This is a genomic window from Collinsella sp. TM05-37 (genome assembly GCF_003436455.1).
GTDB lineage: Bacteria > Actinomycetota > Coriobacteriia > Coriobacteriales > Coriobacteriaceae > Collinsella.
In genome coordinates, this window is record NZ_QSPN01000002.1 from 45,850 (window position 1) to 69,985 (window position 24,136).

The 24,136-nt window shown below is 60.7% G+C and carries 22 protein-coding genes; 11 read left to right on the top strand and 11 right to left on the bottom strand.

Going from position 1 to position 24,136, the window contains the following annotated elements; all coding sequences use genetic code 11:
• Positions 1-345 precede the first annotated feature (345 nt).
• Positions 346-1,482 carry a pyridoxal phosphate-dependent aminotransferase gene (locus DXD48_RS01945; protein ID WP_117563774.1) on the bottom strand — a complete coding sequence of 379 codons (1,137 nt, stop codon included), beginning with the start codon at positions 1,480-1,482 and terminating at the stop codon, positions 346-348.
• Between the two features lie 93 nt (positions 1,483-1,575).
• On the opposite strand from DXD48_RS01945, the gene DXD48_RS01950 reads away from it, so the two are divergent.
• The gene (locus DXD48_RS01950) at positions 1,576-2,238 is read left to right on the top strand and encodes a hypothetical protein (RefSeq protein WP_117563775.1); all 663 of its coding nucleotides are present in this window, start codon (positions 1,576-1,578) and stop codon (positions 2,236-2,238) included.
• Position 2,239: 1 nt separating this feature from the next.
• Here the strand turns inward: DXD48_RS01950 and DXD48_RS01955 are convergent, their stop codons facing one another.
• The 6 genes from DXD48_RS01955 to DXD48_RS01980 all read right to left on the bottom strand — a co-directional run bounded on the left by DXD48_RS01955 (position 2,240) and on the right by DXD48_RS01980 (position 9,436).
• Positions 2,240-2,803: a uracil-DNA glycosylase family protein gene (locus DXD48_RS01955; RefSeq protein ID WP_117563776.1), complete on the bottom strand. Its 564-nt coding sequence runs from the start codon at positions 2,801-2,803 to the stop codon at positions 2,240-2,242.
• Positions 2,804-2,806: 3 nt separating this feature from the next.
• Positions 2,807-4,183, bottom strand: coding sequence for an alpha-amylase family glycosyl hydrolase (locus DXD48_RS01960; RefSeq protein ID WP_117563777.1), 1,377 nt, complete (start codon positions 4,181-4,183; stop codon positions 2,807-2,809).
• A gap of 182 nt (positions 4,184-4,365) precedes the next feature.
• A complete protein-coding gene (locus DXD48_RS01965; protein WP_117563778.1) occupies positions 4,366-5,562 on the bottom strand; it encodes an MFS transporter in 1,197 nt (398 codons plus the stop codon).
• Between the two features lie 124 nt (positions 5,563-5,686).
• Positions 5,687-8,047: a ferrous iron transport protein B gene (feoB, locus tag DXD48_RS01970; protein WP_117563779.1), complete on the bottom strand. Its 2,361-nt coding sequence runs from the start codon at positions 8,045-8,047 to the stop codon at positions 5,687-5,689.
• A gap of 121 nt (positions 8,048-8,168) precedes the next feature.
• Positions 8,169-8,489, bottom strand: coding sequence for a hypothetical protein (locus tag DXD48_RS01975; RefSeq protein ID WP_117563780.1), 321 nt, complete (start codon positions 8,487-8,489; stop codon positions 8,169-8,171).
• A 47-nt stretch (positions 8,490-8,536) separates the two neighbouring features.
• Positions 8,537-9,436, bottom strand: coding sequence for an alpha/beta hydrolase (locus DXD48_RS01980; protein WP_117563781.1), 900 nt, complete (start codon positions 9,434-9,436; stop codon positions 8,537-8,539).
• 246 nt (positions 9,437-9,682) lie between these two features.
• On the opposite strand from DXD48_RS01980, the gene DXD48_RS01985 reads away from it, so the two are divergent.
• The 10 genes from DXD48_RS01985 to DXD48_RS02030 all read left to right on the top strand — a co-directional run bounded on the left by DXD48_RS01985 (position 9,683) and on the right by DXD48_RS02030 (position 21,710).
• Positions 9,683-10,246, top strand: coding sequence for a PTS glucose transporter subunit IIA (locus tag DXD48_RS01985; RefSeq protein ID WP_117563782.1), 564 nt, complete (start codon positions 9,683-9,685; stop codon positions 10,244-10,246).
• A gap of 180 nt (positions 10,247-10,426) precedes the next feature.
• On the top strand, positions 10,427-11,830 hold the full coding sequence (gene asnS, locus DXD48_RS01990) for an asparagine--tRNA ligase (RefSeq protein WP_117563868.1): 1,404 nt from the start codon (positions 10,427-10,429) through the stop codon (positions 11,828-11,830).
• A gap of 249 nt (positions 11,831-12,079) precedes the next feature.
• Entirely contained in the window at positions 12,080-12,865 is a 786-nt protein-coding gene (locus DXD48_RS01995; RefSeq protein WP_117563783.1) for a hypothetical protein, read from the top strand.
• 160 nt (positions 12,866-13,025) lie between these two features.
• Positions 13,026-14,006, top strand: a complete 981-nt coding sequence (locus DXD48_RS02000) for an ABC transporter substrate-binding protein (protein ID WP_117563784.1) — start codon at positions 13,026-13,028, stop codon at positions 14,004-14,006.
• Positions 14,007-14,210: 204 nt separating this feature from the next.
• Complete coding sequence (locus DXD48_RS02005; protein ID WP_099432089.1) at positions 14,211-15,134, top strand: ABC transporter permease; 924 nt, start codon at positions 14,211-14,213, stop codon at positions 15,132-15,134.
• Positions 15,127-15,921 (top strand): ABC transporter ATP-binding protein, encoded by a 795-nt coding sequence (locus tag DXD48_RS02010; RefSeq protein ID WP_117563785.1) that lies wholly within the window; start codon positions 15,127-15,129, stop codon positions 15,919-15,921. Before DXD48_RS02005 ends, DXD48_RS02010 begins: the two co-directional genes overlap by 8 nt.
• 157 nt (positions 15,922-16,078) lie before the next feature.
• Positions 16,079-18,097, top strand: coding sequence for a bifunctional UDP-sugar hydrolase/5'-nucleotidase (locus DXD48_RS02015; RefSeq protein ID WP_117563786.1), 2,019 nt, complete (start codon positions 16,079-16,081; stop codon positions 18,095-18,097).
• A gap of 128 nt (positions 18,098-18,225) precedes the next feature.
• Positions 18,226-18,993: a mechanosensitive ion channel family protein gene (locus tag DXD48_RS02020; protein WP_117563787.1), complete on the top strand. Its 768-nt coding sequence runs from the start codon at positions 18,226-18,228 to the stop codon at positions 18,991-18,993.
• Positions 18,994-19,086: 93 nt separating this feature from the next.
• Positions 19,087-21,003, top strand: coding sequence for a BMP family ABC transporter substrate-binding protein (locus tag DXD48_RS02025; RefSeq protein ID WP_117563788.1), 1,917 nt, complete (start codon positions 19,087-19,089; stop codon positions 21,001-21,003).
• Positions 21,000-21,710 carry a metallophosphoesterase gene (locus DXD48_RS02030; protein WP_117563789.1) on the top strand — a complete coding sequence of 237 codons (711 nt, stop codon included), beginning with the start codon at positions 21,000-21,002 and terminating at the stop codon, positions 21,708-21,710. The genes DXD48_RS02025 and DXD48_RS02030 overlap by 4 nt, the downstream gene beginning before the upstream one ends.
• A gap of 125 nt (positions 21,711-21,835) precedes the next feature.
• Here the strand turns inward: DXD48_RS02030 and rplA are convergent, their stop codons facing one another.
• The 4 genes from rplA to secE form a co-directional block, all read right to left on the bottom strand.
• A complete protein-coding gene (gene rplA / locus DXD48_RS02035) occupies positions 21,836-22,543 on the bottom strand; it encodes a 50S ribosomal protein L1 (protein ID WP_022093892.1) in 708 nt (235 codons plus the stop codon).
• Between the two features lie 117 nt (positions 22,544-22,660).
• Entirely contained in the window at positions 22,661-23,089 is a 429-nt protein-coding gene (gene rplK, locus DXD48_RS02040) for a 50S ribosomal protein L11 (protein ID WP_022093893.1), read from the bottom strand.
• Between the two features lie 120 nt (positions 23,090-23,209).
• On the bottom strand, positions 23,210-23,746 hold the full coding sequence (nusG, locus tag DXD48_RS02045; protein ID WP_006234984.1) for a transcription termination/antitermination protein NusG: 537 nt from the start codon (positions 23,744-23,746) through the stop codon (positions 23,210-23,212).
• Positions 23,747-23,749: 3 nt separating this feature from the next.
• Positions 23,750-24,088 (bottom strand): preprotein translocase subunit SecE, encoded by a 339-nt coding sequence (gene secE / locus DXD48_RS02050; protein WP_089572519.1) that lies wholly within the window; start codon positions 24,086-24,088, stop codon positions 23,750-23,752.
• Positions 24,089-24,136 lie beyond the last annotated feature (48 nt).

Consider the following 24,136-nt stretch of genomic DNA (forward strand, 5'->3'; position numbering starts at 1 on the left):
GGCGATGCCCGTTTGCACCGGCTGTCTCTGGCAGCGGATTCGTGCGTGAACCGAAAGTATTATGGCGGGGACCCCGGCGTCGGTCAACGGGCGCGAGGATTCGTACACAAACCCTGCATACGCTCCGGTCCGAGGGGCCGGGTTGAGATTTTCGCTCGGTCAAGTCCTGGCTCGCACGAAGAGCACATTAAGTGCTCTTCGGCTCGTGCGGAATCTACGATAATCTCAACCCGGCCCCTCGGACCGGAGCTGCGGTAACTTTGCTGCGAATCCTCGTGTCCGTTGAGCGACGTGCCCCACTCATAATGCTTGGGTCGGTGGGCTGATGTGTTGCATCCCTGAGGGCTAAAAGGTTGAAATGAAGGTGGACAGGCGGTGGAGGCCTTCGTCTAGGTCTTTGTCGGAGACGCAGTAGCTTAGGCGGATATGACCTTCGGTGCCGAAGCAGTCGCCCGGGACTAGGGCTACGTTTGCCTCTTCGATGGCTTTGATGCAGAAGTCTTCGCTTGTTAGGCCGAACTTTTTGATGCTCGGGAAAGTGTAGAAGGCTCCTGCGGGCTCTACTACGTCGAGGCCCATGGCGTATAAGGCTGCGAGGACGCGTTCGCGGCGGGCTCGGTAGACTTTGAGCATGGGGGTTGGGTCGACGGTCAGGGCTCGGGCTGCGGCGTCCATTTCGAAGGAGACGGCGCTCGATACTAAGTATTGGTGAGCCTTTGCGATCTCGGCGATGACGGGGGCTGCCGCTGCGAGCCAGCCCAAGCGCCAGCCGGTCATGGCCCAGGGCTTGGAGAAGCTCTCGATGACCACCGTCTGGTCGCGCAGCTCCGGGTGGCGCTGGGCAAAGCGCTCGTAGCCATCCACATAGACCAGACGGTTGTATACGTCGTCGCAGACTACGTAGATGCCCGCCTGCTCTGCCACGCGCGCCACGGCGTCGAGCGATGCCGTGTCGAGGATGCAACCCGTGGGATTGTTGGGCGAGCAGATGACGATGGCCTTGGTCGCCGGGGTCACACAGGCGCGAAGCGCATCCTCGTCAATCTGGAATTGCGCAGGCTCCGTATCCAAAAAGACAGCCTTGGCGTGATTGGCCACGACGATGCTCTCGTACAGGCCAAAGGCCGGCGTGGGGATGATGACCTCGTCGCCGGGGTTGAGCATAGCCATAAATGTTGCCGACAGTGCCTCGGTCGCGCCGTCGGTCAGGATGACCTCATCGGCGGAAAACGCCAGGCCCGCGTCATCCATATATTCGGACAGTGCATCACGCAGGGCGGGGCGACCGTTGTTGGGCGGATAGTGCGTGTCACCGCGGTCCAGCGCGGCGGTCACCTCGGCGCTAATCACATCGGGCGTGGGAAAATCGGGCTCGCCGAGCGCGAGCGCGATACACCCCGGATGCTGGGCGGCGAGCGCGTTAATCCGGCGGATACCGGAGGGCTTGAGCATGGCAAGCGAGGTATTCATGGGCAGACGCATGGCGTTCCTTTCGTAAGGGTTGCACTAGGATAGCGCGGCGGGGCGCCACCAGACGGTGTAACCTAAACGGAAACGAGCCGGAAAGGAGATGGCATGGAGACGACCGCGCGCGGCGACTTACCAAAAACACTGCACACCATTGCGTATATCAGTATTCCCAATAGCGCCGATCTTGATTTTTTGCTCTGGGACCTGCAGGATGCCATCGCCGCCTATGCTCAACTTTCCGGCACCGCACTCCCCCGCCCGGTCGACTTGAAGGCAAATGACGCCGGCAGCGTTGCCGATGGCATCGTGCTGGCCATTGAAGATGTGGCTGACGATGAGACGTTGACTGCTATCGAGCAGGCGCTTGAGCGCTTTGGCGGTACGGGAACGCGCGTCTATGCCGCGATTCGAGCCGCACAAGAGGGCACTGAGCAGGCGCGTGGGACCGCCGTTCGCCTGCACAAGGCATGTGAGCGCCATGACCAATTGTGGTGTGGCGGCGTTGCCATCTGCGCCGGCAGCGGCATCGCAGCGCTTCGCCATTCCCCGCGCATGGGACTCTTGCGGCGACCGTTTTCGGAGGCCATGGACAAGCTCGTGGGCGCCGTGCGCATGGGCTGCTCCGTCGAGCATGCACAGCGACTTGGCGGCGGCAATGCCGCCAACGTCGACGCCGACGGCATGGTTTGCGCCGAGCCAGCCGTGCCCGCGCCGATCTGGCGAGGCGTTCTGAAACGTCTGGGCGCCCACGCTCAAACAAAAATCTAAATTAAATAACAGCCCAGTCAACGGCTTCGTGCCAACGCTCGACAAGACGCTCCAGTCGCCAGGCGGCATTGGCAGGACTTGTCGAGGGTAGGACGACGGCGGGCAACCCCGTCCGATCTTGCAAGTAGCGTTTGTAGAGTCGCCCTGCCGTACCGCCGTTACAGACAACGACCTCGATCGGCGCGGCATCGGTAATGCGCTCGATATGTGCCGGCACAACGTTGCGAATGCTCGCGTCGCTCGAGCCCTTAATGTCGCAACTCTCGATCACATCCCACAGGCCCACGCCGCCGTTCAGCAGCATAGATCGCTTGGCAGCAATGGAGGCATCGAGCGTCGCGGGCTCACCGCTTGCCAAAGGATCGCCCTCGTTGGGCGGCACAGGCACACCGAGGCACGCAGCCATCACACGCCAAAAGCGATTCTGAGGGTTGCCGTAATAAAAGGCATTTGCACGCGAGAGCACCGAGGGAAACGACCCCAGCACCAAAACGCGCGAGCGCTGGTCGAACACAGGCTCAAACCCATGCTCAATATGTTGATAGTCCTCGTCAGACACGGCCATGGGCTAGGCTCTCAACAGATAGCGCACCTCGTAGGGTGCAAGCTCAAGGGTACCCGTCAGCTCGACCGTGGGCGCATCGTCGGCAAGCAGGTCGACAAAGGACCCGTTGAGCTCGCCGGCGCCAAAGGTGTAAGGCTCGCCCACGGCGTTCACCGCCACGAGCACCGTCGCGTCATCACAGGCGCGCTCGAACAGCAGCTGCTTGTTCTGGATCACCACGTTGCGATAGGCACCGTAGTTGAGAGCACAGGCCGCCGCGTCATCGGCCGAGCGAAGGTGCGCAAGCTGCGTGATGAACGCCGTCAGCTCGTTGGGCGCAGGCTCATCGAGCGCAGGTCGCAGCGCCCAGTCACCATCGGGGCCGCCCTTTTCGCCGGCAATCCCCCACTCGCTGCCATAGTAGACGCACGGAATGCCCGGCATGCCAAAGAGCATGCCATAGACGGGACGCAGGCACGACTTGTCGGTGAGGATGCTTGCCAGGCGCGGCACGTCGTGGTTGTCGACAAACGACAGCAGGTGCTTGCCGCGGTAGATGCACCACGGATCGCCGCCAAACTGGCGATGCAGCGAATGCGCGATCTCGAACATATTGACCGAGTTAAAGCTGGAGTACAGGCCCTTGTAGCACTCGTAGTTGGTGCAGGAGTCGAGCATCTCGTCGTTGACGATCTGGTTGTAGTCACCGTGAAGCGTCTCGCCGATCAGCACAAAGTCGGGCTTGAGCTCACGGGTAAAGGCGTGCAGGCGACGCATAAAGTCGCGGTCGAGCATATAGGCAACGTCCAGGCGCAGGCCGTCGACGCCAAAGACCTCGGCCCAGCGGCGCACGGACTCGAGCAGGTAATCGACCACGGCGGGGTTTTGCAGGTTGAGCTTCACGAGCTCAAAATGGCCTTCCCAGCCCTCGTACCAAAAGCCGTCGCCATAGCAGGAATCGCCGTCAAAGCTGATGTGGAACCAATCCTTGTACGGCGAGTCCCACTTACGCTCCTGCACATCGCGGAAGGCCCAAAAGCCACGGCCCACATGGTTGAAGACGGCATCGAGCACCACGCGGATGCCATGGGCGTGCAGCGTCTCGCATACGGCGGCAAAATCGGCATCCCCGCCCAGGCGGCGGTCGATATGGCGCAGGCTGCGCGTATCGTAGCCGTGGCTATCAGACTCGAGCGGCGGGTTAATCAGCACAGCGCCAATACCGAGTTTTTGCAGGTAGTCGGCCCATTGGGCGATCTTCATGATGGGCGCATCGGGGTTGGGCGCAGCGTTGGCAGCCTGGGCGAGCTCATCCTCGGCAACGGGCGCGGCGTTTTCGCGCGGAGCTCCGCAAAAGCCCAGCGGATAGATCTGATAGAACGTCGTCTCGTATGCCCACATAGCAACCTCCCGGCAAGCTCAACACAACGACATCCATTGTATGCCCAGCAGGGTAGCTATTTTGGGACGGGGCTCTTTTAGCTACCCCAGCCCCTTTCTAAGTTGCGGTGAAATACGGACTGTTTGCCGGGTTTATTGGGCTCAGCAGTCCGTATTTCACCGCAACTGATGAGGAGACGTGATTAGGCGACAGGCTTTGCGCGGTGTATGGCCGGGAATAGCACCGTGATAGCGAGAATGACACCCACGACGGCAATCGCCCCGCCCGCACAACCGATCCAGGCGATGCCGGGACCCGACACCACGGCGCCGCCGACCGCGGTGCCCGTGCCGATACCGAGGTTAAACAGGCCCGAGAAGATCGACATGGCGACGGCCGACGAGTCTGCCGGCGTGTACTTGATGAGCTCGGCCTGGAACGCCACGTTAAAGGCCGTGGAGCAGCAGCCCCATAGCGCGCAGACGGCAAGCACTGCTACGAGCGACGATGCGACCGGACCCACGAGCAGCAGAGCCACCGGCACGCCGGAGAGCGTGATAGCCAAGAACGGGAAGCGATGCCCATCGAACAGGCGGCCAAACAGCCAGCTTCCGAGCAGACCAGAACAGCCAAACGCCGTCAGCGTCATGGTAATAGCGCTTGCGTCGACGTGCGCGACCTGCGCCAGGAACGGCTCGATATAGCTGTAACCCGCATAATAGCCGGTCGCCATAAAGACCGTGACCGCGTAGAGCGCTATCAGGAACGGGTTCTTGAGCAGCTCGGGCAGCTGTTTGACGGTAAAGCGCTCGCCCGCCGGCATGGCCGGGAGCACCGCGGCCTGGTAGACAACCGCGACAGCCGAGAGGGCCCCGACCACGGCGAATGTCATGCGCCAGCCCACGGCCAGTCCGATGGCGCGGCCGATCGGCAGGCCAAAGATCTGCGCGATGGACGAGCCCGTGGCAATCATGCTGATGGCGAGCGCCCCGTGGCGGGTATCGACCAGGCGCGAGGCCATAATCGAGGCGACCGACCAGAACACGGCATGCGCGCAGGCGACCACCAGGCGCGCGCAGACCAAAATAGGATAGGTGGGCGCCACGGCGGACAGGAACTGGCCCAGCGAAAACACGGCAAGCACGCCCAACAGCATCCGTTTGAACTCAAAACGTGAGGCAAACACCATGAGCGGCAGCGACAGCAGCATGACGCCCCAAGCATAGACCGAGATCATGATGCCTGCCTGGGCCTCGGTGAGCGAGAACGATGCGGCAATATCAATCAGAAGGCCAATGGGCATGAATTCCGACGTGTTGAATACGAACGCGCAACAGGCGAGCCCGATAAGCGGGAGCCACTGCCTGAGCGTGATGCCGTCTTGCCTTGCCTGAGTCATACAAAGAACCTCTCCGATTCGTTTTGAGCGGGGGCGATTATATAGCAACGGCCCCGCATCCGTCAGCAACAGATGCGAGGCCGAAATCAACTCGATGCGCAGAGGTTACGCCATCAATAAATAGCTAAGCCAACCCCAGCAATATACCCGCCGAATGCACGACAAACGCGACAATCCAGGCGACTGCCACCTGAAACGCGAACACGGCAACGGCATAGCGCGCGCCCAGCTCGCTCTTGACGGCGCCGATGGACGCCACGCAGGGCGGGTACAGCAGCGTAAAGACCAGGAACACGTAAGCGGTAAACGGCGAAAACATGGTTGACAGCACCGCGGGCGACGTTGCGCCCAAAAGCACCGTGAGGGTCGAAATGACGCTCTCCTTGGCGATAAGTCCGGTGACGAGCGCCGTCGAGGCGCGCCAGTCGCCGAAGCCGAGCGGCGCCAGCAGCGGAGCGATAATGCTGCCCAGACCGGCAAGCAGACTCTGCGACTGATCGGCGACCACATTAAAGCGGATGTCGAACGTCTGAAGGAACCAAATGACCACCGTAGCGGCAAAGATAATGGTGAAGGCCTTGGTGATGAAGTCCTTGGCCTTATCCCATGCCAGCATCACCGTCGTCTTAACGCTCGGCAGGCGGTAATTGGGGAGCTCCATGATAAACGGCACCGGGTCGCCCTTAAATGCCGTGCGGTTGAGCACCAAAGCCGCTATGCATCCGACCGTAATGCCAATCAGATAGAGCGAGACCATGGCGGGAACTGTCGCCTGCGAGAAAAACGCCCCGCACAGCAGACCGTAGACCGGCAACTTGGCCGAACAGCTCATGAACGGCGTGAGCATGACCGTCATCTTGCGGTCGTGCTCGGATGGGAGCGTACGGGTCGACATGATAGCCGGCACGGTGCAGCCAAAACCGACGAGCATGGGCACAAAGCTGCGGCCCGACAGGCCAAAGCGACGCAATACCTTATCCATGACAAAGGCCACGCGCGCCATGTAGCCCGAGTCTTCCAGAATGGAGAGGAACAAGAAGAGCACGACGATGATCGGCAGGAAGGTCAGCACGCTGCCCACGCCCGTGAGAACACCGTCGACGGCCAGCGAGCGCACCACGTCGTTGGTGCCGAACGCCTTGAGACCCGCATCGGTCGAGGCGATGATGGCAGCGATGCCGTCCTCCATAAGTCCCTGCAACGCCGCGCCGATCACGCCAAACGTCAGCCAAAAGACGAGGCCCATGATCACCAGGAACGCCGGAATGGCTGTGTAACGACCTGTCAGGATGCGGTCAATCTTGACGGAGCGCACGTGCTCGCGGCTCTCGTGCGGCTTTACGACGCAGCGCCCGCACACGTCGCCGATAAAGCCGAAGCGCATGTCGGCCAGCGCAGATAGACGGTCGGTGCCGGCCTCGCCCTCCATCTGGGTAATGATGTGCTCGATGGCGTCAAGCTCGTTGCGATCCAGATGAAGTGCCTCGGTCACCAGCTCGTCGCCCTCAACCAGCTTGGTCGCCGCAAAACGCACGGGAATGTGCGCCGTCGCGGCATGGTCCTCGATCAGGTTGGCAATGCCGTGGATGCAGCGATGCAGTGCACCGCCGTCTGGACCATCGGGCGCACAGAAGTCCAGGCGACCGGGGCGCTCACGGAACCGCGCCACGTGCAAGGCATGATCCACCAGCTCGCCGATACCCTCGTTGCGGGCAGCGCTAATGGGGACAACGGGCACGCCCAACAGGCTCTCGAGCAGGTTGACGTCCACGGCGCCGCCGTTGGCCGTCACCTCGTCCATCATGTTGAGCGCGATGACCATGGGACGATCGAGCTCCATAAGCTGCAGCGTCAGGTACAGGTTACGCTCGATGTTGGTGGCGTCGATGATGTCGATGATGGCGTCGGGGTCTTCGTCCAAGATGAATTGGCGGCTGACGATTTCTTCGCCCGTGTACGGCGACAACGAGTAAATACCGGGCAAGTCGGTAACGCTCGCCTCGGGGTGGTTACGGATAGTGCCGTCCTTGCGGTCGACCGTCACGCCGGGAAAGTTACCGACATGCTGGTTGGAGCCCGTCAGCTGGTTGAATAACGTGGTCTTGCCGCAGTTTTGGTTGCCGGCGAGGGCAAAGTGCAGCGGCGCGCCCTCGGGCACGGCCGTCTTTGCCGCACGGGGCGAATACGTCCCCTCGCCCAGGGCCGGATGCTCCGTCGTGCCGATTGCAGCGTTAGCGCGCGGACCCGTATCGGTGTCGTGAATACCCACAAGCTCGATGCGAGCGGCATCGTCCTTGCGCAGTGTCAACTCGTAGCCACGCAGGCGGATCTCGAGCGGGTCGCCCATGGGGGCGCACTTCATCATGGTGACTTCGGTGCCCGGCGTTAGGCCCATGTCCAAAATATGCTGTCGGAGTGCCTGATCGTCCGATGCCACCGATGCGACAACGGCGTCCTTTCCAATCTCGAGTGTATCGAGCTTCACGCGCTCATCCTTTCGTTAGACGCGGTTAACCGTTTACCGGGGCTAACCAACTCGTAACGACAAATGATAGCGCTCTGAACTATTTTATAAAGTCAAATACCGATGTTTACCTGCGCAAACTTTATGCGGTGCGCCCCGAAAGCTCTTTGCGCATACCGCTCAGCGAGATCGAAATGGAACCCGACCGCGCGGTAGCAGTGAGTCGATCACCCTCAACCGACCCCGTGCATGTAAAGGGCGCCTTGCCCATCAAGACGTGGGAGATAGTACCCGAGAGCTCAAAGAAATCGCCCTCAGCGCGGGCACCCGAGAGAGCGATATTGAGACCCCTGACGTTTAGTACTGCCCTGAGCGCGCCGTTCACCCCATGTGAAAACGTCACCTCGCCGCGTTTGCTCCCCACCGGCGTCTGGGCCAAAACCACATACGTACCCTCAAGCATGGCTCCTCCTCTAAGCAGACTTTTTGAAACGGGCAAGTAGTCTACTTTTACATATGGCGCTCCAGGAAGCGGAAGGCCAGGCGGATCCAAGGACGGACTGCCACTTGCTTGTCCTCGTTGTCGACCGCGGTATTGGCGTTGCCGAGCGAAAGGCCGTGGCCACCCTGGTCAAAGACGTGCATCTCGCATGCGACCCCTTCCTCGGCCATGCGCTGCGCAAACGGATAGACCTGCGCAATCGGCGCCGTCTTGTCGTCCGAAACGCCCCACACAAAGGTCGGGGGCATCTGGCGCGAAACGTGCGTGGTAGGGCAAATGTCGGCCAGGTGCTCATCGGTCGCCTCGCCGCCCGTCACCATCGACAGATAGTCGTTGAGCAAATCGCGCCCCGTCTTGCCACCCGTCTTGGGCACGCGCAGGTCGATGCGCGGGTCGCGCGTCTGCATATCGCGCACATAGGCAAGGTCGAGCAACGGATAGCCCAGCACCACGGCGTCGGGACGAATATCCTCCGGACGAGCCCCGGCAAGGCCCGCGAAAGGTCCGGTCTTCCACTGCGTTGCCAACGAGGCGCAGATCATGCCGCCCGCCGAGAAACCCACGATGCACACGCGCTTGGGATCGACATGCCACTCGTCGGCGTTGGCGCGCACGGTAGCGACCATCTTGGCGAGGTCCGCCTGCGGGTGCGGAAAGCTCACGTCGCCCGTGGCGCTCGTCACATAGTTGAGCACAAAGGCCTGGTAGCCGCGGTCCAAAAACGCAAACGCCACCGGGTCCTGCTCGTGCGGAGCGATATGCGTAAACCCGCCTCCGCCGCAGATGATCACCGCGGGGCGGCGGCCATTGGGCTTGTCGGGCAGCGGCTCGGCACCCAGATACGTAAACGTCGCCGGATAATCCTCGGTCGGCTCCTCGCCCCACAGCGCATGGTTCTCAATAATCATAGGTGCTCCCCCCGTGCGATTCGTGCGCACTCGTTTTTCGCACCTTAGCGTACCCCACTTGAGCCCGCGGCGCAGAAACACCCCCGCAATAAGTTGGCCTTCAACTGATATATCACAAAATCGCTGTTCAGAGGTATCGTTGGACAGCGTAAAATAGGAGCGCTGACCGTGCTGGGAAACACGTACGAAACGTTTCCGGCAAACCACACGCGTGCAACATGCGCGCCTGATACGTTGGAGGCATCTATGGGTCTGCTCGATTCGCTCAAGTCCACGTTCACTTCGTCGGGCGAGGCGTCCGTTCCGCCCGCAGCAAGCTTCGCCACCCGCGAAGGCGTCATCTACGCTCCTGTCAACGGCGTGCTCGTCAATCTGGGTGAGGTTCCCGACGAGACCATCGCCTCGGGCATGCTCGGCCAGGGCTACGGCATCGAGCCCATTACCGGCACCATTTACGCCCCCGCTAACGGCCGTATCGGCGCCACCACCGTCACCAACCACTCCATCGGCATGATCACCGAGGACGGTCTTCGCGTGTTCATCCATGTTGGCCTGGGCACCGTGGAAATGAACGGCAAGGGTTTTGCCCGCTTTGTCGAGATGGGTGACACGGTCAAGGCCGGCCAGCCGCTCATCAGCTTCGATCGCGAGGCCATCAAGGCCGCCGGCCACGAGGACATCGTGACCGTCATCATCTCCGAGCTCGATCGTCTTAAGAGCATCGACCATGTCGGCGAGTCCGGAACGCTTATCGGCGGCAACCCGCTCGTCAAGCTGGGCGACCCGCTGCTGGTAGCCAAGACCAAGTAGCCAGGCCCCGCGCCACACAGCCAAAAGGCAACACGAAAAGCGCCCACGAGCATTTGCCGTGGGCGCTTTTCGTTTGAAAAACCATCCCGCCAATGCCTTATCTGTATAGCCCAAATGAGCCGAGCTGCTAGAATATCGAACTGTATGGATAACTATCATTCAACCGTTATGGGAGGATACGTGAACCGCACCAAAATCGCGCAGCTTTACGCCGATGCCGAGTCGCTTGGCGGCCAGACCGTCACCGTCGCCGGCTGGGTCAAGTCCATCCGCGACATGAAGAACTTTGGCTTTGTTACGCTCAACGACGGCAGCTGCTTCCGCGACCTGCAGGTCGTCATGAACCGCGAGGCACTCGACAACTACGACGAGATCGCCCATCAAAACGTCTCGGCCGCACTCATTTGCACCGGCACCGTCAAGCTGACCCCCGATGCGCCCCAACCTTTCGAGCTTTCTGCCACCTCCATCGAGGTCGAGGGCGTCAGCGCCCCGGATTACCCGCTGCAGAAGAAGCGCGCAACCGTCGAGTTCCTGCGCACCCAGCAGCACCTGCGCCCGCGCACTAACCTGTTCCGCGCCGTGTTCCGCATCCGCTCTGTCGCGGCTGCCGCCATCCACCGCTTCTTCCAGGAGCAAGGCTTTGTCTACGTCAACACCCCCATCATCACCACGAGTGACTGCGAGGGTGCCGGCGAGATGTTCCGCGTGACCACGCTTGACCCCAAAAACCCGCCCCTCACCGAGTCCGGCGAGGTCGACTGGAGCCAGGACTTCTTTGGCAAGCACGCGAGCCTTACCGTGTCCGGCCAGCTCAATGCCGAGAACTTTGCCATGGCCTTTGGCGACGTGTACACCTTTGGCCCCACCTTCCGCGCCGAAAACTCCAACACCACGCGCCACGCCGCCGAGTTTTGGATGATCGAGCCCGAGATGGCCTTTGCCGACCTGAACGACTACATGGATAACGCCGAGGCCATGCTCAAGTACGTCCTTAAGGACGTTATGGCCACCTGCCCCGACGAGCTCAATATGCTCAACAAGTTTGTGGACAAGGGCCTGATCGAGCGCCTGGACCATGTGGCAAACTCCGACTTTGCCCGCGTTACCTACACCGAGGCTGTCGAAATCCTGGAGCAGGCAGTCGCTGCTGGCCACCAGTTTGATTACCCCGTCAGCTGGGGCATCGACCTGCAGACCGAGCACGAGCGCTTCCTGACCGAGGAGCACTTTAAGCGACCGACTTTTGTGACCGACTACCCGGCCGAGATCAAGGCGTTCTACATGCGCATGAACGAGGACGGCAAGACCGTCGCCGCCGCCGACTGCCTGGTGCCGGGCATCGGCGAGATTATCGGCGGCTCCCAGCGCGAGGAGCGCCTGGATCTGCTCGAGGCCCGCATCAAGGATCTGGGTATGAATCCCGAGCAGTACAAGTACTACCTTGACCTGCGCCGCTACGGTTCCTGCAAGCACGCCGGCTACGGTCTGGGCTTCGAGCGCTTGGTCATGTATCTGACCGGTGTGGGCAACATCCGCGACGTCCTGCCGCACCCGCGCACCGTGGGCAACGCCGACTTCTAATCGCCACAGCGCCACCAAACGCGTTCCAGCGCATCACGCCAGCGCCTCTCGGCAAGCCGAGGGGCGCTTTTTTCAACAGCATCCGTCAAGCTTTTGGCAAGTTTTTGGTCAGTTGGGCAGGGCTGTTGAAAACTCGACCCGCCGCTTGCCGACGGCTACCGACCGCCCAGGGCGTCCTGCGCCCCTGGGAAAGCCCCTCGTCCTAGGCTCCATACCGTCGCCACCCAAAACGGAAAGGACGTGGGCGCCATGACCGAAACCGCTGTTGAAACTTACGAGACCACGACGAGGGGCGCCGCCTCGATGGCAGCCTATCGCGCCGTTCGCATCCTGCAACTATTGAGCGAAAACACCGGTGAGGACAAGGCCATGCTTTCCGATGAGTTGATCCGGCGCCTCGCCCATCCCGACGACCCCGCCCGCATGCCCATCTCGGCGGCGCGGCGCAGCATCTACACCGCCATCTCCGCACTTCGCCATGCTGGATACGAAATTGAGTACAAGCGCGGCGTGGGGTATCGGCTCTTGACCCGTCCGCTCACCGACGAAGAAATCATCCGACTCCACGGCATGGTCATGCGCAACCGCTCTACGCCCATCGCCATTCGAAAAAGCATGGCGCAGCACCTGGTCGCCATGGCGAGTGCCGACGTTCGCGGCTACCTCGATGCACCCGAGCCTGCTCCAAGCGCAGGCGGCAAATCCACCAAGGCCACACGCACGCCCGTCAAGCGCATCGATGCCTGCGAGCTCATCGAGCAGGCCATCGACCACGGAACCACGGTGAGTTTTGATATTTCGAGTGTCACGGCACGCGGAGAGGTCGAAGTGGCGCGGATGACACTCCGGCCCTTTGCCATCAAGCAACGAGACGGCATCTCGTATTTGCTGGGAACGGTCTATGACGCGCGAGGCGCCGACGACACGCTGCGTACCGTTGAGATCGGCCGCATGAGAAACGTCACCACACGTCTCCTTGACGGCAAGAAGCTCTTCGCCGTCCTGGACGAGGACGATGCCTCCTCCGCCGCATAAGACCCTCCGCCGCCCATTCGACTACCCGTACCGCCCATCCGATTCTGTATTAAAAAACCCGCCAGGCTGTTGTAAAAATGGACATCAGCGCTACTATAGTTCCACTTGCACTTTGTCCCAGTGCAGTGTTTCCAGCCATTTTTATACTGGGGGTAATGATATGAAGGACATCACCATCAGCCGCAGGAGCCTTCTGGTCTCCGCCGGTCTGCTCGCGCTCGCCCCGCTCGCCGGATGCGGCGGCAACTCTGGTTCCGGCTCTGCTGCCGCCGGTTCCGACTACACCATCGGCGTTCTGCAACTCACCGAGCACTCCGCACTCGATGCCGCCAACGACGGCTTTGTCAAGGCCATCAAGGAGAGCGGCCTTAAGGTCAAGATCGACCAGAAGAACGCCCAGAACGACCAGTCCACGTGTAAGTCCATTGCCGACAAGTTTGTGGGCGACAACGTCAACCTGATTTATGCCATCGCCACGCCCGCCGCGCAGGCTGCCGCCGGTGCCACGGCCGATATCCCCATCGTGGGCTGCGCCATCACCGACTACGCCGCCTCCGGCCTGGTCCAGGACAACGACAAGCCCGGCACCAACGTCACGGGCGCCTCCGACCTCACCCCGGTCGCCGAGCAGCTCGAGATGATGCAGAAGGTCCTGCCCGACGTTAAGAAGGTCGGCTTGCTCTACTGCACCGCTGAGTCCAACTCCGACGTCCAGATCAAGGCCGCCAAGAAGGAACTCGACAAGCTGGGCCTCGAGTACACCGATTTCACCGTCTCGAGCTCCAACGAGATTCAGTCCGTCGTCGAGTCCGCCGTGGGCAAGGTCGACGCGCTGTACTCCCCCACCGACAACACGATTGCCGCGGGTGCCTCGCAGGTGGGCCAGATCTGCAAGGAGAATAAGCTCCCCTTCGTGACCGGCGAGGAGGGTATGTGCATGGCCGGCGGCCTGTTCACCCTCTCCATCAACTATAAGGACCTGGGCTACGCCGCGGGCGAGATGGCCGTTAAGATCCTGAAGGGCGAGGCCAAGCCCGAGGATATGCCGATCAAGCACCTCTCGAGCAAGGACCTGGTCGTCGTCAAGAACGACGAGACGGCCGAGGCCCTGGGCATCGACCTTTCCGCTCTGGACGAGTAGCGCCATGCGCGGTAACGCGTCTAGGGCCCGCACGCGCGCCACAGCCGCGTTATTCAATATCTGAGTCCTTGGGGCGAACGCTAAAGACCGGCGTTCGCCCTGCTTGTTTCGGATGAGACAAAACATCCGTCCGCAGCTCTTTTATGCATTGGTACCGCTATTATGGAAAATCACGTGTCCACCCTATCCTAGGAGGTATGAAGCATGCTCATTGCATTGCAGGGCGCCGTTTCGCAGGGCGTCCTCTGGGGCATTATGGTGCTTGGCGTGTTTATCACGTTCCGCCTGCTCGACATCCCCGATATGACCTGCGACGGCAGCTTTGCCCTCGGCGGCTGTGTCTGCGCCGTGCTCATCGTCAACAATAACGTCGACCCCTTGCTCGCCGTGCTGGCCGGCATGTGCGCCGGCGCCATCGCGGGCGCCGTCACGGGCATCTTGACCACCGTCTTTGAGATTCCCGCAATCCTCGCCGGAATCCTTACGCAGATCAGTCTGTGGTCCATCAACCTGCGCATCATGGGCAAGTCCAACACGCCCATCCTTGCCAAGGGCACTATCTTCTCATCCGTCAGCAACATGACGGGCCTGCCGCAGTCCACTGTTGCCATTATCCTAGGCATTGTGCTGGCCGTGGCCATCGTCGCCATCCTGTACTGGTTCTTTGGCACCGAGATCGGCTCGGCGCTGCGTGCCACCGGCAACAACGAGTACATGATCCGCGCCCTGGGCGTTAACACCAACACCACCAAAATGATCGCCCTCGTGCTCTCCAACGCCCTCATTGGCCTTTCGGGTGCGCTCATCTGCCAGAGCCAGAAGTATGCCGACATTGGCATGGGCACCGGCGCCATCGTTATCGGTCTTGCCGCCATCGTCATCGGCGAGGTGCTCGGTCGCCTGCTGCCCGGCGGTCTCACGCAGTTTAGCGTCCGTCTTGCCTCCGCCGTCTTTGGCTCCGTGGTGTACTTCCTTATCCGCGCCATCGTGCTGCAGCTGGGCATGGACGCCAACGACATGAAGCTGCTCTCCGCCGTGATTGTCGCCGTGGCCCTGTGCGTGCCTGTGGTTTGGGAGCGCTATAAGCTCCGCAGCTCCTACACGAAGGGAGATGAGGCAGATGCTTAAGCTCTCGCACGTCAAGAAGACCTTTAACAAGGGCACCGTCACCGAGAAGCGCGCGCTCACCGGCGTCGACCTCACCCTGAATGACGGCGACTTTGTAACCGTGATTGGCGGCAACGGCGCCGGCAAGTCCACGCTGCTCAATATGATCGCCGGCGTGTATCCGCTCGATTCGGGCGTTATCGAGCTCGACGGCACCGACATCTCGCGTCTGAGCGAGTCGCAGCGCGCCAAGTACCTGGGCCGCGTGTTTCAGGACCCCATGCGCGGCACCGCTGCCGATATGCAGATCGCCGAGAACCTGGCCCTCGCCAAGCGTCGCGGCCAGCGTCGCGGCCTTTCGTGGGGCGTCACCAAGGCCGAGAAGGACGAGTACGTTGAGCTGCTCAAGCGCCTGGACCTTGGCCTGGACACACGCCTCAACGCCAAGGTCGGCCTGCTCTCGGGCGGCCAGCGTCAGGCACTCACCCTGCTGATGGCCACGCTCACCAAGCCGCGCCTGCTGCTGCTCGACGAGCACACGGCGGCCCTCGACCCCAAGACGGCCTCTAAGGTGCTCAGCCTGACCGAGGAGATCGTCGACGAGAACCGCCTGACCACGCTCATGGTCACGCACAACATGAACGACGCCATCCGTCTGGGCAACCGTCTGATCATGATGCACGAGGGCCATGTGATCTACGACGTGGCCGGCGACGAGAAGAAGTCGCTCACCGTGGCCGACCTGCTGCAGAAGTTCGAGGAGATCTCGGGCGGCGAGCTCGCCAACGACCGCATGCTGCTGAGCTAAACCTACCAAAAAGGGACAGGTTTATTTTGGCAGGTTTTATCTGCGCAAACGTCAAAACCGCCGCAAAGGGACAGACGCCCTTGCGGCGGTTTTCGCATATTATGTCGATAATCCGATATTCAACCAGACTTTCTGGCTAAGGACTAAGGAAACTGCCATGAAAAGACTCCCCCGCCTTGCGTTAGCCGCCGCGTTGTTTGCCGGCTCGCTCGCAGGCATCCCAAGCCTCGCTTTCGCGGGGAACCTGCCCGCCGCTATTGACGGCTCTGTGACCGTCATGCACACCAACGATATCCACGGCAGCTACAAGTACAGCTACAACGCGGGCACTGTGGGCTTTGACGGACTGGCGGTTCTCTACAGCGCCCAGGGCAACGGCCCAGATCTTTTGCTCGATGCAGGCGACACCTTCCACGGGCAGTCCTTTGCCACCATGAGCGAGGGCAAGAGCATCGCCGAGCTCATGGACACCTTCTACGCCGACGGCTACGATGCGAACACACCGGGCAACCACGACTGGAGCTATGGCGCAGACAAGCTCCGCACCATGACCGGCTACAGCACCACCGGCACGCCCTTCGCCATGCTCTGCGCGAACGCGAAGTCTACGAGCGGCGTATGGAGCTCGAGCATCACCAAGACGCTCAACCGCACTTGGAAGGACGACGAGGGCAGTTCCACGTTTGATTACAAGATTAAGGTCGGTGTCGTCGGAGCCATGGATGAGTCGCTGGGCTCCTCGCTGCGCGCGGACCTGATCGAGGGCACGTCGTTCTCGGGTGCGGTGGACGCCATCAATGCCGAGGCCAAGCGACTGCGCGAGGACGAGGACTGCAACGTTATCGTCTGCATCGCGCACACGCTCAACGCCAAGACCTTTGCCGCACAGCTCAATGGCGTCGATGCTCTGGTCGCGGGCCACGAGCACATCAACTTAGACGAAAACGTGACGGGGGCTGACGGCAAGTCGGTCCGCGTCGTCGAGGCGGGCAGCGCCTTTGCCGAGGTGGGACTGCTTTCCGTCCCCTACGAGTACGACACCAAGGGCACCGAAAGCACCGACGATGACACGGTGGCAGTATACGCAGACAAAAGCGACGAGAAGCTCTATACCGCCAAGGATGTAAACGTTCTTTTGACCGATCCCAACAAGGGCTCCACCTATCAGAGCATCCTTGATGAGGTCCACGACAACAAGATCAAGCCGCTCGACGATGCCTTTAGCGCCGCATCGAGCGAGGTGATCGGCACGAGCTCTACCAATTATTTCTACGGCGAGAACGCATCTGGCACGCACGGCTGGGAAATGGTGCGCACCACCGATTTCCGCCCCAGCAAGGAGGGCGACACCACCAAGGCCCAGACCATCGGCCATGTGATCTGCGGCTCCTATCTTGACCTGACGGGCGCAGACCTTGCCATCGAGAACGCGGGTGGCATCCGCGGCGGCATCGCTGCAGGCGATGTGACCGCAGGCAACGTCATCGCTATCTCGCCCTACGGCAACACCGTGGAGACCTGGACCATGACCGGTGCGGACTTCCTGGCAGCGCTCGAGCACTCGCTGCAGATCAGCGACGAGTGCAATCACAGCTACGAGCTTCAGCAAGCCTACGTAGCGGCCGGCCACACCGAGCAGGAGGCGCAAGACATGTACAAGTGGCGCGACGACTCCGGCAGCGTCCTTTCCTTCGGCGGAATCAACGTGACAATCGATTGGACGCAGCCCGAAGGCAAGCGCATCGTGAGCGCCACGCTCACCAAGGATGGCAGCACGCTCGACCCCGCCAAGACCTACACCGTCGCCACCAACAACTACATCATCACCAACACGACCGACTTCCCCACCTTCGCAAACGCCACCAAGCACACCGAGTGGGGTACCTGCGAGTCAGCGCTAAGGGCGCTAATTGGGCAGAACGGCTGGGAGAGCAAGATGGCCTCGCTCGCGGGCACCATCAGCTTTGGCTCCGCTGCCGTGGACCCCACGCCCACACCGGCCCCGACGCCTGAACCCTCGCCTAAGACGGACGCGACGACCACGAAGGTCATCACCAAGAAGACGACCGGCAAGCTCGCCGCAACGGGAGACCGCACGCTAGCCGTGATCGGCGCATGCCTCATCGGCGGTATCGTCATCATCATTCTCGGCATTATCTGGAAGCGTCGACGCTAAGCTACACCGCCGGGCCTTGCAGCCCCGCCGCGTAAACCTTATATCGAGCACAGAAGCCCGTCCGAATTTGATCGGACGGGCTTCTTGGTGGGTATCATGGTTGGATGATCATGAGGAGGTTTCCCTACATGGAATTGTTTGAGCCAATTCTTCATTTCTTTGCACAACGATGGGTCCACAACATCATCTGGGCCGGTATCTTGGCCATCGGCACCGCCGTTGCCGCCAAAATCGCGTCCAAGACCCTGCACCACCTGCTTAACCGCGATGATAACCCGCTCCCAGCATCGAGCATCTTCATCAACATCGCGCGCGCCGTCATCTGGATGATCGGCGGCAGCTTTATCCTAGACAACTGTTTTGGCATCAACGCAAACGCCCTCGTCGCCGCTCTTGGCGTCGGCGGCATCGCCATCTCGCTCGGCTTTCAGGACACGCTGTCGAACCTTATCGGCGGTATGCAGGTGACCTTCATGGGCATCATCAAGCCCGGCGACAATATCGAGGTCGGCGGCGTGTCGGGCGTGATCCAAGACATCACCTGGCGCCACACGACCATCGAGGATGCCTGCGGGCAGACCATCATTGTGCCCAACTCCAACATCTCCAAGAACACGCTCGTGCATCTGATGCCCTTTGGGCGTGTGGCCGTGCCCGTTGCCGTAAAGGACACGTCTAAGTGGGCCTCGCTGGACGCGCTGGCAGATGAGCTTACCGACGCCACCAAGGCCGCGGTGCTTCCCATCTCTGGCTTTGACAAGGAGCCGTACGTGCTCTTTAGCGAGATCGGCGACTTTGGCGTCAAGGGCAAAATCATCTTTATCGTCAGCGACGATAGCACCACCTTCACGGCAACCGACGCCTGCATTCGTGCCATCGCCCCCATCATCGCCTAAACTACCACAAAGGGGACAGGCACCTTTGTGGTAGTTTCGCATCGTGGTACCATGGTTCATATCGTTGTTTAAACGACTAAGGGAGTAGACACCATGGAAGAGGCCTATCGTCAAGCACGCAAGCGCGGCGAGCAGGGACGCCGTCGCGCCATCAGCCAAAGCGAGCACCCGTACCTTACGGACCTCGACAGCTTGGTTGCCCAGCTCCCCTTAGGTCAGCGAGAGAGCGTCGGCCTGCGGGATATTCCGCTCGAAATGGTCGTCGGCACGGTTACCAAGGGCCGTCAGTCTGCCTTTTCGTGCAACTTTATGCCCCTGTTGCCATTTAGCACCGAGTTCGCCCGCAAGTGGTCCAACCTCTACGACATCCAGGTAACCGAGGGCTATCGCGACCCCATCATCGTCACCGAGTTCATGCATCGGTTCTACGTCCAAGAGGGCAACAAGCGCGTCAGCGTCCTCAAATTCCTGGACGCCCCGACGGTTTCGGCCAAGGTCACCCGCCTCTACCCCGGAAAATGGGATTCCGTCGAAAGCCGCCTCTATGGCGAGTTCTGCGCGTTTTGGCGCGTCTGCCCCCTATACGAGATCGAGTTCTCGCGTGAGGGAAGCTACGAAACGCTCGCCAAGATGCTCGGTCAGAACCTTATCGAAAAATGGCCGCAGAAAAAGGTCGACTACCTGCGCCACACCTTCCTGCTCTTTAAGCGCGCCTACCTGCGCGCCGGCGGCGACCATCTGGACATTACGCCCGCCGACGCTATGCTCGTCTACCTCAATGTGTACAACCAGGACCGCCTGCTGGATACGCCGACGGATATCGTCGTAAACCGCCTGTGCAAGATTTGGCGCGAGTTGGTCATTGCCGGCAAAAGTGATGAGGAGAAGGTCGATCTTGTCGAGGCACCGAGTGTCGATGAGGAAGAGGCGCCCGCCAAGTCCACCTCCGGCGTGCTCAACTTCTTTATGGGCAAGACCGTCTACTCGGCGGCCAGCCCCCTGCGCATCGCCTTTATCCATGAGTTCCCCTGTGCGACGTCGAGCTGGGACAGCCTGCACGACCAAGGGCGTCAGTATCTCGATGAGCACTTTGGCGGTATCGTGCGCACCGAGGCGTTCGAGGACTGTCATAATCCGGATGTGTTCTACGCCGCCGTGGAAACGGCTGTCAAACATGGAGCTAACGTCATCTTCTCGACCTCGCACCGCCTGATGGAATACACGCTCAGAGCTGCCGTTGAGTATCCCCAGGTGCGGTTCCTTAACTGCTCTATCGGCCTTCCCCACCAAAGCGTCCGTTCGTACTTTGGCAAGATGTACGAGGCCAAGTTCCTCCTGGGCGCCCTTGCCGCCAGCATGGCGGACAACCACCGCATCGGCTACCACGCGTCGGTCTTCGCCTCGGGCGCACTCAGCGAGATCAACGCCTTTGCGATTGGCGCCTCGCTGCTCGACCCCCGTGCGCAAATTATCCTGACCTGGGGCGATGTGCCCGCTGGAGGTCTTGCCGAAGCCATGTGTCGCGAAGGCGTGAGCGTCATGACCGGCGCTGACATGTCAAAGTCGCTCGTAGACCCTACGGCCTACGGACTCCATCGCCTGGTCGATGGCAAGGTCGTCGGCATCGCCATGCCGGTCTGGAACTGGGGCCGATACTACGAGCTTATCGTTCGCAGCCTTCTGCACGGCACGTGGGACGAGACCAGCGACGACAACCAAGTGCGCGCCGTCAACTACTGGTACGGAATGAGTTCCGGCGTTATCGACATCCGTTACGCTCCGGGCCTACCCTACCAGACGCGCAAACTCGTGCAGTTGCTCCGCAACGGCATTGTCGAGGGCTCCATCAACCCCTTTGGCGGCGAGCTCCACAGCCAGAACGGCGTGGTACAGATCGAAGGCTTCCCTCCGCTGCCGAGCACGCAGATTGTCGAGATGAATTGGCTGGCGGACAACGTGGTGGGCACCATTCCGCAGCTCGACGATGAGCCGAAAGTCCCTGCCCTATGAAAATCCTTGCCATAGCCGATACCGAAGAACGATGCCTTTGGGAGTGCTTTCGCAAGGAACGCTTTGAGGGTGTCGACCTGATTTTGTCCGCCGGCGATCTGGACCCGGACTATCTTGAGTTTTTGGTTACGGTCATCAACAAACCGCTCATCTACGTGCGCGGCAATCACGATGACCGCTACGCACGTCATGCACCGGGCGGATGTATCTGCGTGGAAGACAGCGTGTACACGTACCGAGGGATTCGCATTGCGGGCCTTGGCGGGTCCATGCGTTATCGCGACGGCGCCAACATGTACACCGAACGCGAGATGTCCAAGCGCATGCGTAAGCTGTCGCGTAAGGTTAGGATGGTCGGCGGGTGCGACATTCTGCTTACCCATGCACCCGCCGCCGGTATGGGTGATCTGGACGATCTGCCGCATCGAGGGTTTGAGTGCTTTAACACGGCGCTTGAGTCCTGGGGGGCCGACTACATGGTGCATGGGCATGTACACCAAAGCTACGGTTACGATTTTCAGCGCGAGCGGCAGCATGTGTGTGGAACGACGATCATCAACGCCTGCGGCTATACGCAGTTTGAGCTCGACCAGACGCGCTACCCCATCCGTGGCTGGCAGGCAGCCTGGCTCAATTCGCAAACCATGCGCCGCGAGCTCAAACGCCACGAGGCCATCGAGTCCTCGACCGCCAGAACCCCCTGGTAACCGCCACAAAGGGGACACTGTCCCCTTTGTGGTGGTTTTGACGCGATAGCAAGAAACCCGGTCCTGCGCAGGGCAGAACCGGGTTTCTTTAGCAATGCTTGCTTTGCTCAGGCAGTAACTAGCAGTTACTCAGCCAGGAAGTCACGCTGGACAGCGGGATCGACCTTGACGCCAGGGCCCATGGTGGAAGACACGGAGATGGACTTGACGTACTTGCCCTTAGCAGAAGAGGGCTTGACGCGCAGGATCTCGGTGTACAGGGCAGCGTAGTTCTCAACGAGCTGCTGCTCAGAGAAGGACTTCTTGCCCAGGGGCACGTGGCAGATGCCGTAGCGGTCAGCGCGATACTCAACGCGGCCGGCCTTGAGCTCGGAGACCATCTTGGCGACGTCCATGGTCACGGTGCCGAGCTTGGGGTTCGGCATAAGGCCACGGGGACCAAGGATCTTACCGATGCGGCCAACCTTGGCCATCATGTTCGGCGTAGCGATAGCGGCGTCGAAGTTGATCTCGCCCTTCTGGATCTGGGCGACGAGCTCGTCGGAACCGATGATGTCGGCGCCGGCGGCCTCGGCCTCGCGGGCCTTCTCGCCCTCGGCGAAGACGGCAACACGAACGGTCTTGCCGGTGCCGTGGGGCAGGGAGATGGAACCACGGATGTTCTGGTCAGCCTTACGAGTATCGATGCCCAGACGGAAGTGGGCCTCGACGGTCTCGTCGAACTTGGCGGTGTCGAGCTCCTTGATGAGCTTGGCAGCCTGAAGGGGGGTGTAGAGCGTGGCGCGGTCGATCTTCTCGGCAGCGGCGTTATAGCTCTTACCATGCTTAGCCATGTGCATTACCTCCTGTGGTTAAACGGGCGTGAGCCCTCCCACATCGTATCGTGTGCCCTATTGCACACATATAACGGTCGCCCCGGTCGGAGCACCCGTCATTACCTAAAGAAATCGCTACTCAGCGATGGTGACGCCCATGGAACGGGCGGTACCGGCGATGATCTTCTTGGCGGCGTCAATGTCGTTGGCATTGAGGTCCGGCATCTTGATCTCGGCGATCTTGGTGAGCTGCTCCTGGGAGAGCTGACCGACCTTGTCGGCCTGAGGCTTAGCGGAACCAGACTTGAGGTTCAGCTCCTTCTTGATGAGGTGAGCCGCCGGCGGGGTCTTGGTGATGAAGGAGAAGGACTTGTCCTCGTAGACAGAAATCTCAACGGGGATGATGTCGCCCTTCTTGTCCTGCGTCTCGGCGTTAAAGGCCTGGCAGAACTGCATGATGTTCACGCCAGCAGCGCCCAGGGCGGGGCCGACGGGAGGAGCGGGGTTAGCTGCACCAGCAGGAATCTGGAGCTTAATGACGTTGGCAACCTTCTTCTCAGCCATGGTCATTCCTTTCGAATCACGAGTGTGAAGTACTTGCTATATCGTAAGCACGCACGTGTTAGAAGCACTCCTGAGATGAGCAGTCACAGAAGAAGCACGCTCGCGCGAACGTACGAAAACTTAAGCGATGACAGCGACCTGGTTAAAGTCGAGCTCGACCGGCGTCTCGCGGCCAAAGATCATCAGCGTGACCTTGAGCTTGCCAGCCTCGGTGTTAACCTCGGAGACCTTGCCATCAAAGTCGGTAAGCGGGCCATCGGTGACGCGGACGGACGTGCCGACCTGAATATCAACCGAGGTGCGCTTGGGCGAATCACCCTTACCGGGACGACGAGTCATCTTGTTGTACTCGTCGCGGGAAAGCGGAGCGGGCTTGCCGTTGCCGCCCAGGAAACCGGTGACGCCAGGCGTGTTACGAACGCACGTCCAAGCATCGTCATCCATCTCCATGCGGACCAGGACATAACCCGGGAAGATCTTGGAATCCTTGGTCTCACGCTTGCCACCCTCTTTAATCTCGGTGACGCGCTCCATAGGAATCTCGATATCAAAGATACGGTCCTGCATGCCCATAGTCTCGATGCGATGCTCGAGATCGGACTTAACGCGGTTCTCGTATCCAGAGTAAGTGTGAACGACGTACCAACGCTTAGACATGGTTTAGCCCCTCAATCCAGAGAACAGAGCAAGAGCCTCGCCAAAGCCAGCATCGAGCAGAGCGATGACGACGCCGACGACGATCAGAGAAGCGCAAACGACGACCGAGTAGTTCACGAGCTCCTTCTTATCGGGCCACGTGACACGCTTCATCTCGGACTTCACCGAAGCGAAATACTTCTTGGTGCGGGCGAAGAAACCAGGCTTCTCGTTCTTCTTAGACTTCGCAGCCTTCTCGCTCTTCTTGGCAACGGCCTTCTTGGCCTCAACCTTGGAGTTGGCGGCAGCGTTGTTGGCAGGCGCCTGCTGCTGTGCCTTCTTCTTGTTCTTCTTGTTGGCCATTTGGGTTACCTCCGCGCAATGCGCTTATACATGAGTAAACCGTAAGCC

Coding starts and splice junctions, on each gene's coding strand:
- DXD48_RS02015 (WP_117563786.1), top strand. CDS start 16,079: ATGAAAAGACTCCCCCGCCTTGCGTTAGCCGCCGCGTTGTTTGCCGGC.
- DXD48_RS01985 (WP_117563782.1), top strand. CDS start 9,683: ATGGGTCTGCTCGATTCGCTCAAGTCCACGTTCACTTCGTCGGGCGAG.
- DXD48_RS01955 (WP_117563776.1), bottom strand. CDS start 2,803: ATGGCCGTGTCTGACGAGGACTATCAACATATTGAGCATGGGTTTGAG.
- DXD48_RS02000 (WP_117563784.1), top strand. CDS start 13,026: ATGAAGGACATCACCATCAGCCGCAGGAGCCTTCTGGTCTCCGCCGGT.
- nusG (WP_006234984.1), bottom strand. CDS start 23,746: ATGTCTAAGCGTTGGTACGTCGTTCACACTTACTCTGGATACGAGAAC.
- DXD48_RS01960 (WP_117563777.1), bottom strand. CDS start 4,183: ATGTGGGCATACGAGACGACGTTCTATCAGATCTATCCGCTGGGCTTT.
- DXD48_RS01945 (WP_117563774.1), bottom strand. CDS start 1,482: ATGCGTCTGCCCATGAATACCTCGCTTGCCATGCTCAAGCCCTCCGGT.
- DXD48_RS02030 (WP_117563789.1), top strand. CDS start 21,000: ATGAAAATCCTTGCCATAGCCGATACCGAAGAACGATGCCTTTGGGAG.
- DXD48_RS01965 (WP_117563778.1), bottom strand. CDS start 5,562: ATGACTCAGGCAAGGCAAGACGGCATCACGCTCAGGCAGTGGCTCCCG.
- DXD48_RS02010 (WP_117563785.1), top strand. CDS start 15,127: ATGCTTAAGCTCTCGCACGTCAAGAAGACCTTTAACAAGGGCACCGTC.
- DXD48_RS02025 (WP_117563788.1), top strand. CDS start 19,087: ATGGAAGAGGCCTATCGTCAAGCACGCAAGCGCGGCGAGCAGGGACGC.
- DXD48_RS01950 (WP_117563775.1), top strand. CDS start 1,576: ATGGAGACGACCGCGCGCGGCGACTTACCAAAAACACTGCACACCATT.
- DXD48_RS02020 (WP_117563787.1), top strand. CDS start 18,226: ATGGAATTGTTTGAGCCAATTCTTCATTTCTTTGCACAACGATGGGTC.
- rplK (WP_022093893.1), bottom strand. CDS start 23,089: ATGGCTGAGAAGAAGGTTGCCAACGTCATTAAGCTCCAGATTCCTGCT.
- rplA (WP_022093892.1), bottom strand. CDS start 22,543: ATGGCTAAGCATGGTAAGAGCTATAACGCCGCTGCCGAGAAGATCGAC.
- secE (WP_089572519.1), bottom strand. CDS start 24,088: ATGGCCAACAAGAAGAACAAGAAGAAGGCACAGCAGCAGGCGCCTGCC.
- DXD48_RS01975 (WP_117563780.1), bottom strand. CDS start 8,489: ATGCTTGAGGGTACGTATGTGGTTTTGGCCCAGACGCCGGTGGGGAGC.
- DXD48_RS01980 (WP_117563781.1), bottom strand. CDS start 9,436: ATGATTATTGAGAACCATGCGCTGTGGGGCGAGGAGCCGACCGAGGAT.
- DXD48_RS02005 (WP_099432089.1), top strand. CDS start 14,211: ATGCTCATTGCATTGCAGGGCGCCGTTTCGCAGGGCGTCCTCTGGGGC.
- DXD48_RS01995 (WP_117563783.1), top strand. CDS start 12,080: ATGACCGAAACCGCTGTTGAAACTTACGAGACCACGACGAGGGGCGCC.